The organism is Desulfovibrio simplex, from assembly GCF_055387835.1.
Window position 1 is genome coordinate 2,361,303 of record NZ_AP042377.1, and the last position, 13,407, is coordinate 2,374,709.

A 13,407-nucleotide genomic window follows, 5' to 3' on the forward strand; every position below is an offset into this window, starting at 1 on the left:
CAGGAGTATATGGTATGGAGTATTATAAAAACTGGGATGAGGTCATAGCAAACGTTTCCGAGTTTCCGCACCCGGAAAGGCTGGTGATTGCCTGCGCGGACGATGCCCGCGCTCTTGAAGCCGCCCAAAAAGCAGCCGCGCACGCGACAGTGGCCCCCATTCTTGTGGGCGACAGGGCAAAAATCGAACCCCTGGCAGAAGCCGCTGGCATGGATCTGGCCCGGGTCCCCGTGCATCATGAACCAGACGACGACAAGGCCGCGGCGCTCGCGGTTTCGCTCATACGTGAAGGCAAGGCCGACTATCTCATGAAGGGGCATATTGAAAGCAGCGCCCTGCTCAAGGCTGTCGTCAACAAGGAGCACGGCCTCACGCGCGGCAGGCTTATCAGCCACATCAGCTACATCGAGGTCCCCAGCTACCACAAAATGATCGCCATCACGGACGGCGGCATGGTCGTCTACCCAACCCTGGAGCAGAAGAAGACCATCATGGACCACGCGGTCAACATGCTGCTGACCATGGGCTACAACAGACCAAGGGTGGCCGTTCTCGCGGGCATTGAAAAGGTCAATCCCAAGATGAAGGAAACCGTGGAAGCGGCGGCCCTCAAAGAAATGAACCGCAACGGGGAGATCGGGGGTTGCGTGGTGGAAGGTCCCATTTCCGTTGATATCGCCCTTTCCAAAGAAAAAGCCAGGCAAAAGGATTTTGTCAGCGAAGTGGCGGGCGAAGCGGATATCCTGCTTGTGCCGGACCTGTGTTGCGGCAACTGTATTGCAAAAATACTGCTTGAAATGGCCGGGGGCAGAATGGCTGGCGTGGTTGTGGGCGCTGCCGTGCCCATCGTGCTGACGTCACGCTCTTCATCAATGGAAGAAAAATATCTTTCCATTGTCATCTCCGCCGCGTTCAGCGCCAGAAAAATCAAAAATCTTGGGTAGATGAGGTTTGTTGCGGAGGATGCTTTGTGGGTGGGGGCTTTGTGGGGAGTGTTTTGTGGGGGAGGGACCCTTTTGCAAAAGGGTCGCCTCCCCCACGCCCCCACCCCCTAAAATTCTTGTTTTGCGTCAGTATAATAGCACAGCGGATTCCCTGATCTGAAGCGAAAATTCCAGAGACAGCGCCCCCGGCATCACGCCGCCGCAGTAGGCATCTGCTACTGCGCCTGAGAATTTGGCCGACCGCGCCCGATGCCAAAACACCGGCAAAACATCCTGGCTATTGCGCCAGTCAGCCCCCGGCTTGTGTTTGACGGCTTTTTGGGGGAAGGTTACAAGACCGGTTCCGGCGTCACGGCATCTGACGACCAGCGTCACGCCATCCGAAGTCCGGCGTCCGACGTCAGGCATTACGGCGTCACGACGGCCGGACAGGCAAACCATCCCCATACGCCACAACGGCATACCGCAACCTCTTCAGGGGCACTGGGCACATCCAGAAAGTCCCCGCATACTTTTATCGGCTCCGGAGATTTTTCATGCTTACCTTTGACATGACCGCCACCCTCGCAATCCTTGCGGGGGCCGTCATTCTGCTGGTCACTGAAATTGTGCGCAACGATGTGCTCGGCATACTTATAGTTCTTGCGCTGACATTCAGCGGCGTACTCACTGTGCAGGAATCGCTTTCGGGATTTTCCAGCCCCACGGTTCTCATCATCAGCTGCATGTTTATTGTTGGCAAAGCCATACTGCATACGGGCGTGGCGCAGCGCGTGGGCGATTTCATCATCCGGCGCGGCGGCAGAAACGAAAAACGCCTGCTGGCCATGATTATGGGCGCGTCGGCCTCTGTGGGCGCATTCATGAGTTCCACGGCCACGGCCGCCATCTTTATTCCCATTACCCTTGCCGTGGCGGAAAAAACCCGCATCAACCCCAAACGTCTGCTCATGCCCCTGGCTTTCGCCTCACTTATCAGCGGCATGATGACCCTGGTGGCCACCACCCCCAACATCATCGTCAACGGCATTCTACGGGAGCGCGGCGCGGAAACTCTGGGATTTTTCAGTTTTACCCCCTTTGGCATACTCATTCTGCTGCTGACAATCGGCTTCATGATGCTGTTCGGCCAGAACATGCTGGCCCCAAAAGGCGCGCCAGCGGAGCAGAAAAAAGGCCTTTCCATTGACGACTTGCTGCGCTACCACGAAATCAACAAAAGTCTGTCTCTCCTGCGCATTCCCGAAGGTTCCGGCCTTGTGGACCGCAGCGTCGCGCGCATGCAGCTCAGCGCGCGCTTCGGTGTGACCCTGCTGGCGGTGGAAAGCGCCGGGCACGGACGCAAAAGGATCATCGCTGCCGCAAAACCCGAAATGGTGTTGCAGGCAGGCGACCTGCTCATGCTCATCGGTACCGACGCGCAATTGCAGGCCTTTATCGAGGAGTTCTCGCTGGAGCGGATATCCGCTTCCGCCTCCAGGCGAAAAAGCTTTTTTCAGGTGGTGGGCCTTGCGGAAGTGATGCTCAACCCCGAATCCTCACTTATCGGCAAGTCGCTCAAGGAAACCCTTTTTCAGACGACGTTTCAAAGCATGGTGCTGGGCATCCGCCGCAAGGGGAAAACCCAGACTGAAGAACTGGCGGACATCCCGCTGAAATTTGGCGACGTTCTGCTGGTATGCGGCGCATGGGCGGACATCCTGCATATGGAGCGCAACAAGAGTCAGTACCTGCTGCTCACCTTGCCACAGGACTACAAAGAGGTTGTTCCCGCGCCGCAAAAGGAAAAAGTCACCCTTGCCATCCTGGGCGTCATGGTCGCGGTCATGGCCTCCGGCCTGCTGCCGCCGGTAACAGCCATCCTTGCCGCCACGGCCGCCCTGGTGCTCGCGCACTGCGCGCCCATAAACTCCATCTATGAAGTGGTGGACTGGCAGACCATAGTGATGCTCGCGGGCATTCTGCCCCTTGTTCTGGCATTGCAGAAAACAGGGCTGCTGTCCCTGGCTTCAGACGGTTTTATCGGCGTTCTTTCAGGCAGCGGGCCTTTCGTTGTTCTGGCAAGCCTGTTTCTTATCACGGCCATATTGGGCTTCTTTCTTTCCGGTACGGCGGTTGCCGTGCTTGTCGCCCCCATGGCGGTTGACATCGGCCTGAAGCTTGGCATCAGTCCGCAGGCATGCGCCATGACCGTGGCCATTGCCAGTTCTGCCGTCTTTGTGTCCCCGCTTGGGTCCGCCGTGCATTTGCTGGTGCGTGATCCCGGCGGATACGCAGCCAAGGACTACGCCAAGGTCGGCACCCCCCTGCTTGGGCTCTCCCTGCTGGCAACGCTGGCGCTGTGCTGGTTCTTCTATCTGCGGTGATCCGCGATCGGCCCCCAAGTGCCACCGCCTTTAAGGCGACGGCAACTTGCAACGCCTTGTGGGGGAGGGACCCTTCTGCAAAAGGGTCTCCTCCCCCACGCCCCCACCCCCTAGAGCAGATTAACTTTGAAATGCTTCACATTTCAAAGTGTTCATTCAGCCGAAAAATGCGATTTTCGGCTGAATCCACGCCATATTATGGCGCGCTGCACTTTCGTGCAGCGTTAGAGCATTTACACTTTTCAAAGCTAAAATGCTCTAAAACGCTTATTGCGCTCTGGTATGTTATACGGTGTTTTCATGATCCGAGCCTGGGCTCCAAAGAGCGCGGCTTTCAGGCAGCACACCACCCAACGAGCGTCTGCGCTAAACCTGCTGTAACCTCCGGGCGCTGCTTACGGTAATGCGTCATCCCGCTTGCAACGCAAAAGGCCTCCTGGCAACAGGGGGCCTTTTGCGTTGCGGCGCATCCGCATCGCCAGACAAAAATCACCTGACACAACAAATACATTTTCCTTATATGCTACTAGACCCATATATGTGAAAATACATACAAAAAATATTTGCGTGCTTTTTTATCAAAAAGCAATTGACATTCGATTTCATTTTTGTAGACTCACCTAAACAAATTAGACAAGACTAACTTAGTGGGCAGCCCAACCCGCAAAGGAAAAATCATGCAGATCCATTCGCACGGCTCATCTGATGCACCGCAGACCGGCATTACCAAGTCCTCTGCTCTGAATTCGATCACGCGGCCAGACCCTGAAAAATTCTTCGCCAAAGAAGGGGTCTCTTCGCTCTCCCACGCCTTTGAGGGAAAAATCGCCGTTCATCCTGGCCTGGGCGGCAACACCGCATCTGCCGAAGAAATGCAGTCAACGCTTGAAGGCCTGCTGCAAAAACCCCTGGCCGGAAAAACCGTGGCCTACATCCATGTGCCCTTTTGCCAGACCCACTGCCTGTACTGCGGGTTTTACAACAAACCCTACCGAACAGACGAAAGCCGGTACTATGCCGACGCCCTGCTGGCCGAACTGGCCTTGTGGCGCGACAGCCCCGCTGTGCAGAGCACACCGGTGCATGCCCTCTATCTCGGCGGCGGCACGCCCACGGCTCTGGAAGCCGAGGACCTGGAACGAATACTCAAGGCCGCGCGTGAGACCCTGCCCCTGGCCAATGACTGCGAAGTGACCGTTGAGGGCCGGTTGACAAACTTTGACGCCCGCAAGATGGAAGCCTGCTTTGCTGGCGGGGCCAACCGTTTTTCGCTGGGCGTGCAGAGCTTCAACACCAGCATCCGGCGATCCATGGGACGTATCGGCACAGGAGAAGACATGGCCCGTGGGCTTGAGCAGCTCATGAGCTACGACCAGTCCGCCGTTATTGTTGACCTTATCTACGGTTTTCCCAGACAGACCATGCAGCACTGGCTTGACGACATAGCCATGGCCCAGTCGCTCAATCTTGACGGGGCCGACTGCTATCAGCTCAACGTGTACGGCCAGACCCCCCTGGGCAAGGCCATCAAGGATGGCAGCATTCCTCCCGCTGCGGCCATCCCTGAACAGTCAGCCATGTTCGGCGCCTCGGTGGAAGCCATGACAACGGCCCGTTACCGTCGCCTTTCCATCAGCCACTGGGCGCGCACCTCCAGAGAACGCAACCTGTATAACCTCTACGTCAAAGGCTCCGCCAACTGCCTGGCCTTCGGCCCTGGCGGCGGCGGCAACTTTGCCGGCAACTTCTACATCAACACTCCGGACTACCCATCCTGGCTGCAACAGGTGGCCGAGGGGCGCAAACCCCTGAGCATGCTGCAAACGCCGCCAGTCCACTACTTTCTGTTCCGGGCAGTGGCCGAAGATATGGAGCAGGGCTGTCTGAACCTGTCCGCCCTTGAAGGCCGCTTTGCCCTGCCCCTTGATGCCATCTGGTCTCCCCTGCTCACCCAGTGGCAGCGCGCGGGTCTGGTCATGCAGGATCAGGGGCGCGTCACGCTGACTCTGGCCGGACAGTTCTGGCAGGTGAACCTTTCCCAGCTGTTGCTCAATTATCTCAAACTCGTACTGGAGGAAAACGATGATCTTGCTGCGTAGTCTGCGCAGGCATGCTCTACCCCTGGGTCTGGCAGGGGCACTGTTCTGGAGCGCCCCTGCCCATGCCGAACCTCTTCAGACCGATACCGTCAAGGTATCAGCATCGCGCGTTGAAAAAGAGCTGCTGGACGTGCCCATGGCCGTAAGCGTGGTCACTGAAGAGCAAATCAAGCTTTCCCCCGCGGCCACGGTGGGCGGAATCTTGCAGGATGTTCCCGGCGTGCAGGTTGTCAATTCGGGGGCGCAGGGCTTAAAGCGCATCTCCATACGCGGCGAGAGCCCCAACCGCGTGCTCATCCTCATCGACGGTCAGAAGATCGCTGAAAACAAATCTATGGATGGTTCGGCCCTGCTTGTGGACCCTGCCATGATTGAAAGAATCGAAGTCATCAAGGGGCCGGCCTCGGTGCTGTACGGCTCCGAAGCCATGGGCGGCGTCGTCAACATCATCACCAAGAAGGGCGGCACAAAACCCATTCAGGGACAGATCACCACAAGCTACAACGGCTCCACGCGCGGCTTCGATGAAAGCCTTTCGCTCTATGGCGGCTACGAGGGCCTCAAGTACAGGGTCACAGGCGCCAACACCTATCAGCACAACCTGTCCACCCCTGACGGCGAGGCCCAGCACTCCAGGTTCAAGCAGCAATCCGGCTCGGCTTTTCTGAGCTATGATTTCAGCCCCCACTTCACGGCGGGCGGCCTGTACGAGCAGTTTTACAGCGAAATTCTCGCCGGCGACACAAGCTCGCCCAAATTTTTTGTCGACATTTCTCCCTGGGAACGCAAAAAGGCCGCCGTGTTCGCCGAAATCAAGGACATGACCTCCTTTCTGCCGCGCCTGCGCCTGGATGCCTTCTGGCAGCACAACCGGAAAAAAATGCTCAACCATGTGGAACAGAAAACGCAAGTCCCCATATCCGTATCCGTACTTTCAGACAACTACGCCGACAACAAGAACGAACAGTGGGGCGCGAGCCTTCAGTCCGACTGGGCCATTGGCGAGAACAACTATCTTATCACGGGCTATGAGTTCAACAGGGACGGCCTCGACGCCAAGTCTGACTCAATCTCAGATACGACCAGGAAGCCCACTCCATTTATGACAGTAAAAACCCTGACTGACAGCCACTACAAGTACAAAGGCTACATGGACACCCACGCCCTGTACGCGCTGATGGAAAGCAAGCTGCCCTGGGACTTCACGCTGTCCTACGGCGTGCGTCAGACCTGGGTGAGTTCTCACATGGGCACTGCCGAGGGCTGGCAGCACAAAATAAGCTCCACGCCCCCCAGCCCCACCAGCGGCTCTATTGACGCCGGCGCCACTGGCAACACATGGGAATCAAACCCCGTGTTCAATGTTTCGCTCATGTGGCAGGGCATTCAGGACCTGACCCTGCGCGCGGGTTTTTCGCAAGGGTTCCGCGCCCCCAACCTGCAGGAAAAATACGTCATCTCCAACATGGGCGGCAGCACGACATACCCCAACCAGGATCTCAAACCAGAAAAATCCAATACCTGGGAACTGGGGGCGCGCTACTACGCGCACGGCCTCAGCCTTGACGTCACGGGCTTCTATACTGTGGCTGACGATTACATTACTTCCATGCAGATAGGAACCAACCAGGCCCACTACCAGAACGTCAGCAAGGCCAAGACCCACGGCGTGGAGTTCAGCGCGGGCTACGACCTGCCTTTCGGTTTTACTCCCTACATCGATGTTACCTGGATGAAGCGCGAGTTCAACAATGACAAGTACAAGACCTGGAAAACCGGCACGCCCGAATGGACAGGCCGTACCGGCGTGCGCGCGCTGTACCCCGTCAATGACAGCCTCGACATCATTGGCGACGTCTACATCCGCTTTGCCAGCAAAACCGAACAGGAAAGCGGCGCAGACCGCATCATATATTCCAATGACGCATGGACCACGGCCAACGCCATGCTTGGCGTAAAGTTCGGCTCTGAAAAGCAGTACGCCGTTGTCGGTGAAGTGCTCAACATTTTTAATGAAAAATATGCCATTGGCACGGGCACAGCCATCTACGAACCCGGGGTGCATGCCAACATCAAGGTCAGCGTAGAATTTTAATAATCAGGCCCGTCTCTTTTGATATTGAATTTCATATTCAATTAATATAAGAGACGGGCCAGGAGATGCATCATGAAGTCCACGGTCAACCGCTACTGGAATGCCCATGAGCTGGTGGTCATCGGGGTATTTTCGGCAGCCGCCAAAATTTCCACCCTGCTGGTGGCCCTGGCCGGAGGAGGCATGAACCCTGTGTCCCTCCTGCTGAAAAACCTCGTCTTCACCACCCTGCTGATAGTCATGCTCTACAAGGTGCGCAAACCCGGCACCCTGCTGCTTTTCGTGCTTATCAACATGCTGGTGAGCGCATTGCTGCTCGGAACCAGCCTCACGCTGCTTCCGGCCATGCTTCTGGCGGCCCTCATTGCGGAAACGGCTGCGGCCCTCACGGGCGGGATCTCCAGACCCTGGGGGCCTCTGGTGGCTGTGGCCGTGTTTGACCTGCTGTTCCGCATCTGTTCTCTGGGCGTTTCCTGGCTGGTCATGCGTGAAAATCCCGCCATACTTGTGGCCGCTGTGCCCATTGTGGCTCTGGGCTACGTGGGCGCGCTTATCGGTCTTTTTACCGGTGTAAAAGCCGTCAGGGAGCTGCGCCATGCAGGCATCGTACGCCAGTAGCCGACCCTTGCCGCAGGGCTGGCTGTATGAGGCCGACGTGCGGGCAAAAATCGGGGTGAGCGTTCTTGCCTCGCTGGGAACCCTTGTCATCTCCAATCTTGAAGGGCAACTGCTGCTGGCAGGAGCCTCGCTGTGCTATGCCCTGTGCATGCGCAGACCCATGGCCCTGCTCGCCGCCTACGCGGTGCTGACTGCCATGATCTTTCTGGCCATGGGCTGCGTATGGATTATGGGCAGGTTCTCTCCCCGGCTCATGGGCAGCATGAACTTTATATCCCTGACCATCCCTTTTCTGCGGGTGCTGACCATGTTGCATGTGGTGCTGCCCCTGGCGCTTTCCAGTCGGGTGCAAAACCTGCTGGACGCCCTGCGCGGGCTCAAGCTGCCCTTCTGCATATACCTGCCCGCTGCCGTCATCATCCGTTTCATCCCCACCTTTATCAATGACGTGAAGCAGGTGACGGAATCCCTCAAGATGCGCGGTTACCGGCTGAACCCGTGGACAATGACGCGCCATCCCGCGCTCAGCATGCGCCTGTTGCTCACGCCGCTGCTTTTCCGCTCGCTGCGCACGTCTGAAGACCTGGGCGTCGCCGCGGAACTCAAGGGGCTTGGCATGGGCGAAAAACTCACCCCCTACCGCAAAAGGGCCTGGACCAGTCGGGACAGTCTGCTGCTGGCCGCCGCCCTGCTTGTGGTGACCCTTGCCATTGCCTGCCAGTACACGCTGGGCAGTTCCACCACAGGAGGCATGCGCTGATGCTGCGCTTTGAAGATGTCAGCTATACCTATCCTTTTCAGGAACGACCGGCGGTGAGCCATATCTCGCTGCACGTCAAGCCCGGCGAAGTGGTGCTTTGCACCGGGGCGAGCGGCTGCGGCAAATCGACGCTCATCCGTCTGGCCAACGGTCTGTGCCCCCTGCATTTTGCGGGCACACTTGAAGGCCGGGTGCTGGTCAACGGCGTCTCCACCGTGGAGCAGGATCTGTCCCACCTCGCGCGGCAGGCGGGCACGCTTTTTCAGGACCCGGAACAGCAGTTCTTTGCCCTCAACGTGGAGGACGAACTGGCCTTTGCCCTTGAGTGGCAGGGCATGCCCGTGGAACAGATGCACGAAACCGTGAAGCGCTCGGTGCGTGAATTCGGCCTGCATCCGCTGCTGGGCGCGTCCATTCATGAGCTTTCTGAAGGCCAGAAACAGAAGGTGGGGCTCGCCACCCTGTGGACGCAAACGCCGCAGGCGCTCATTCTGGACGAACCCACCGCCAATCTGGACCCGGAATCCACCGTGGAACTGGCCCTGCAGCTCAGGCAGCTCAAGGCGCAGGGCATGGCCATCCTTGTGGTGGATCACCGCCTGTACTGGCTGGCCGACGTGGCCGACAGGGTCATTGTCATGCAGGACGGGCACATCCGGGAGCAGGGGGAATTTTCCCTCCTGCACGACGCGGAACTGCGCGCCCGCTACGGCCTGCGTGAAGCCAGCGTGCCCGACGTGCGCCAGACCCTGCCCTCCTGTTCCGTTGCCGGGCAGCACCCGGTGGAGGCGCACGACCTGACCTATGCCCACACCGGGCAGGAGCCTCTGTACCGCAACGCGCGCTTCGCGCTGCCTTCGGGCATCACGGCGCTCATCGGCCCCAACGGCACGGGCAAGACAACGCTGGCCCGCGTGCTGGCCGGGCTGAACCAGCCCCAGGCCGGAGAAATCACCCTGGACGGGATCCCCCTGAACCCGCGTCAGCGCCTTTCGGGCACGGGCATTGTGCTGCAGAACGCCGACCACCAGTTGCATATGCGCACGGCCTTGGCCGAGGTGCAGACCTGCCTTGACCTCGCGGGACAAAAAGACAGCAACGCCGCCACGGAACTGCTGGCGGCCTTTGGCCTGGAGTCCCTTGCCAGCCGTCATCCCCAATCGCTTTCCGGCGGCGAAAAACAGCGTCTTGTCATTGCCTGCGCTCTGGCCAAAAAGCCCCGCCTGCTCATTCTGGACGAACCCACAAGCGGTCTGGACGGGCAAAACATGTCGCGGCTGGCGCAGGCGCTGGAAGCACAGACGCAGGACGGGCGCTGCATCCTGCTCATTACGCATGACCTTGAACTGCTGGCCCGCATGGGCCGCCATGCCCTGCGGCTGCCCCTGCCGCCGGATTTACGCGCAACCGGTGAACAAGGGGACCGCACCGACACACAGGGAACCGCCACAACGGCCGCATAAAGGAGAATTTCAGCATGAGTACCTGCACTACAGACGTTTCCGGGGCCGAAAGCCTGCGCCAGCAGGTGGAAACACTGCTGACCGAACAGAAAATGGTCATGCTTGACACCATTGCCCGCCACTGCGGCGTCAGCGAACTGACCGCCGCCCGCGCCCTGCCCGGCCACATGCGGGCATTTGCCCCCGGCGCGGCCTTTGATGACGTGTGGCAGGGGCTGACCCGGTGGCCCGGCGCGACCTTCATCATGCGGCACGGCCGCAGCGTTGTGGAAATCAAGGGGCGCATCCCCGGCGGCAAGCACGCCGGCGGCTATTTCAACCTTGAGCACGGCCTTCCCCTGGGCGGGCATATCTGCAGCGACGAGGCGGACCACATCTGTTTTCTGTCGCTGCCCTTCATGGGGCTCGAAAGCCACAGCGTGCAGTTCATTGATGCGGCCGGGGCCGTCCTGTTCGCCATATACGTGGGCCGTGAAAACAAGGCGCTTATTCCCGAAGCCCGCGACGGCTTTTTCGCCCTGCGCGACGCTTTCGGCAAGGAGGACATATAATGAAAAGTCTTGTGGTGTATTCTTCGCGCACAGGCAATACCCGTAAAATAGCCGAGGCTGTGGCCGAAGCCCTGCCCGGCTGCCATCTGCACCCGGTGGAAGAAGCGCCGCAGCCCGAGGGCTACGACCTTGTGGCCGTGGGCTACTGGGTGGACAAGGGCATGCCCGACGACGCCGCCAAAAAGTATATGGAGCGCATCAGGAACAGCACGGTGGCCCTGTTCGGCACGCTGGGCGCGTGGCCGGACTCGGAACACGCCGCCCAGTGCAAGGTGCAGGGCGAGGCCCTGCTGACCGAACCCGCGCAGGGCAATACCGTGCTTGGGACGTTTCTCTGCCAGGGCCGCGTAGACCCCGCCGTGGTGGCCATGATGCAGAAAATGGCCAACAACGGCCATCCCATGACTGAAGAACGGCGCGCCCGCCTTGAAGAGGCGGCCAAACACCCCGACGCGGAAGACTGCCGCAAAGCGCGTGAAACCTTTGCGGATTTTGCCCGCGCGCTTGGCTCAAAGCCTGCCGCTGAACTTGCCGGAAATAACGCATAAGGATACCAGCCATGAATTTGGCCGCCATTTACAATGCCATTGGTCCCGCAGGCTGCGCCCTTGTGGTTGTGGGCTGCGCCGGAGTGTACATTGCCTTTCGCACCTATTTTTACCTTGCCCTTGTCTGGAAAAACTTCCAGCACGGTTTTCTTGACCTGGAAAACACGGGCGAAAGCCGCTGCCTGCGCAACAACAACAGCGACAATCCCCTGATCGCCATCGTGCGTGATGTGGTCAAGACCCACAGCGGACATTCGCAGGATATCAGGGCTGAGGTGGCGTACCTGTTCCACCGCAATTTCGAACAGACCACCAAGAGCCTGTGCTGGCTGCGCCTTGTGGCCATGATCTCTCCCCTGATGGGCCTGCTGGGCACGGTGCTCGGCATGGTGCGCGTGTTTCAGTCCATAGCCGATACAACCACCCCCGACCCGGCCCAGTTGGCGGCAGGCATATGGGAGGTGCTCATCACCACGGCCATGGGCCTGAGCGTGGCCATTCCCATGCTGATCGCCTATTACTTTCTGCTGCTCAAGTTCAAGGGCTTTCATATTGAAGCCGTGGAACACAGCTACCGCGCCCTTGAACTTTGCCAGGGGGCGGCCCGGCATGCCCGCGCCGCAGTGCCCGCCATGCCCGCAGCGCCGGCCGTGAAGCGCGCCGTGGCGGACGCCCCCGCGTCATGCCCCGTCAGTCCGGAGCCGGAATCCGCATAAGGAGATCCCATGTTTGATCTGGACGAAGAAGTCAGCATTGATCTCACGCCGCTTGTGGACGTTATCATCGTGATGCTTTTTTTCTTTATTCTCACGGCCTCGTTCAGCAAGCCCATACTGGAGATTGTGCTGCCCAAGGCTGAAAATCCCGATCCGGGTTCGACCCGAACCCCGGAACTGGTCATTTCCATCAAACAGGACGGCACCATTCACCACGCGGGCCAGCAGATCAGCAAGGAGGCCCTGCCCGCCCTGCTGGAAACAATGCCCGACGCACTGCTGAACCTGCATGTGGACGAAAAGGCGCCCTTCAACGCCTTCGTCGGGGTGGTGGATCTGGCCAAGACCAAGAGAGGAGGCCGCTTTGTCATCAGCACTCAAGCGACATTGGCGTCCAAGCCATTATGACGCGGCTGCACAGACGCGCAGCCGCAATTACGCCCTGTGCATAACATCCGGTATCGTTGTGCTGGCGGTGCTGCTCATGTCTTTGTCAAAGCCATCCCAGCGCCTGCTGCTTCCAGCGGCAGCGGCGGGGCCTGTGCCCCTGGCCATGCGGATAGAGTTTGTGCCGCCAGTTACAGAGCCGGAGCAAAAGCCGGTCGATCGACGCCTCATGGCCGACGACTCGCCCTTCAGCGCCGCCCTGCCGCCGCAGGCCGAGCCGGAACAGCCAAAGGAAACGCCCAAGCCGGAAGAAACGCTCAGGGTCGCGGAGCAAAAACCCAAGGTTCAGCCCCCGGCGCCCAAGCCCGCGCCAAGCAAGGCCGCGCCGCAAAAGGTGCAGCCGTCCAGGCAGGAAAATGCGGTTCCCGGCCCGCGCAATCAGGAGGGCCACCCCCAGGGCAGCCCGGACGGCGGCATTGCGGGCGGCGTGCCGGGGGGCGTGCCCGGCGGCAGGGCCGGAGGCATAGATGGGGGTGTTGCGGGCGGCGTGCCGGCCTCGACCAAGAATATGGCCCTGAGCAGGATACTCAGCGCTGTGGAAAAGCACAAAAACTACCCCAAGCACGCGCGCCGCAGCGGCGCGGAGGGGCTGGTGATCCTGCTGGTCAGCGTGAACGACCAGGGACGCATCACGGCCAGCGCGCTGGACAAGCACTGCGGTCAGGCGGCGTTGGACACCGCCACCAGGGAACTGGGAGAAAAGCTGGTGGGACTGAACACCGGCGTCCAGGGGGCGGCTTTCAGCGTGCGCGTGCCGGTGGAATACAAGCTGAAATAGTTTTTCCAGCTAGAGCAATCAA

12 protein-coding genes are annotated in these 13,407 nt (G+C 59.4%); all 12 read left to right on the forward strand.

Going from position 1 to position 13,407, the window contains the following annotated elements; all coding sequences use genetic code 11:
- Positions 1–14: 14 nt before the first annotated feature.
- The 12 genes from ACZ5DH_RS09840 (at position 15) to ACZ5DH_RS09895 (ending at position 13,385) form a co-directional block, all read left to right on the forward strand.
- On the forward strand, positions 15–944 hold the full coding sequence (locus ACZ5DH_RS09840; RefSeq protein ID WP_464254120.1) for a bifunctional enoyl-CoA hydratase/phosphate acetyltransferase: 930 nt from the start codon (positions 15–17) through the stop codon (positions 942–944).
- A 536-nt stretch (positions 945–1,480) separates the two neighbouring features.
- On the forward strand, positions 1,481–3,310 hold the full coding sequence (locus ACZ5DH_RS09845) for an SLC13 family permease (protein ID WP_464254121.1): 1,830 nt from the start codon (positions 1,481–1,483) through the stop codon (positions 3,308–3,310).
- Between the two features lie 677 nt (positions 3,311–3,987).
- Positions 3,988–5,409, forward strand: coding sequence for a heme anaerobic degradation radical SAM methyltransferase ChuW/HutW (gene hutW, locus ACZ5DH_RS09850; RefSeq protein ID WP_464254122.1), 1,422 nt, complete (start codon positions 3,988–3,990; stop codon positions 5,407–5,409).
- Positions 5,393–7,504: a TonB-dependent receptor plug domain-containing protein gene (locus ACZ5DH_RS09855; RefSeq protein WP_464254123.1), complete on the forward strand. Its 2,112-nt coding sequence runs from the start codon at positions 5,393–5,395 to the stop codon at positions 7,502–7,504. Before hutW ends, ACZ5DH_RS09855 begins: the two co-directional genes overlap by 17 nt.
- A gap of 72 nt (positions 7,505–7,576) precedes the next feature.
- Positions 7,577–8,122, forward strand: a complete 546-nt coding sequence (locus ACZ5DH_RS09860) for an MptD family putative ECF transporter S component (RefSeq protein ID WP_464254124.1) — start codon at positions 7,577–7,579, stop codon at positions 8,120–8,122.
- A complete protein-coding gene (locus ACZ5DH_RS09865; RefSeq protein ID WP_464254125.1) occupies positions 8,100–8,882 on the forward strand; it encodes an energy-coupling factor transporter transmembrane component T in 783 nt (260 codons plus the stop codon). Before ACZ5DH_RS09860 ends, ACZ5DH_RS09865 begins: the two co-directional genes overlap by 23 nt.
- On the forward strand, positions 8,882–10,345 hold the full coding sequence (locus ACZ5DH_RS09870; protein ID WP_464254126.1) for an ABC transporter ATP-binding protein: 1,464 nt from the start codon (positions 8,882–8,884) through the stop codon (positions 10,343–10,345). The genes ACZ5DH_RS09865 and ACZ5DH_RS09870 overlap by 1 nt, the downstream gene beginning before the upstream one ends.
- A 14-nt stretch (positions 10,346–10,359) precedes the next feature.
- Positions 10,360–10,896, forward strand: a complete 537-nt coding sequence (gene hutX / locus ACZ5DH_RS09875) for a heme utilization cystosolic carrier protein HutX (RefSeq protein ID WP_464254127.1) — start codon at positions 10,360–10,362, stop codon at positions 10,894–10,896.
- Entirely contained in the window at positions 10,896–11,444 is a 549-nt protein-coding gene (locus tag ACZ5DH_RS09880) for a flavodoxin family protein (protein WP_464254128.1), read from the forward strand. The genes hutX and ACZ5DH_RS09880 overlap by 1 nt, the downstream gene beginning before the upstream one ends.
- An 11-nt stretch (positions 11,445–11,455) precedes the next feature.
- Positions 11,456–12,160, forward strand: coding sequence for a MotA/TolQ/ExbB proton channel family protein (locus tag ACZ5DH_RS09885; protein WP_464254129.1), 705 nt, complete (start codon positions 11,456–11,458; stop codon positions 12,158–12,160).
- 9 nt (positions 12,161–12,169) lie between these two features.
- The gene (locus tag ACZ5DH_RS09890) at positions 12,170–12,568 is read left to right on the forward strand and encodes an ExbD/TolR family protein (protein ID WP_464254130.1); all 399 of its coding nucleotides are present in this window, start codon (positions 12,170–12,172) and stop codon (positions 12,566–12,568) included.
- On the forward strand, positions 12,525–13,385 hold the full coding sequence (locus tag ACZ5DH_RS09895) for a TonB family protein (RefSeq protein ID WP_464254131.1): 861 nt from the start codon (positions 12,525–12,527) through the stop codon (positions 13,383–13,385). The genes ACZ5DH_RS09890 and ACZ5DH_RS09895 overlap by 44 nt, the downstream gene beginning before the upstream one ends.
- Positions 13,386–13,407: the final 22 nt, after the last annotated feature.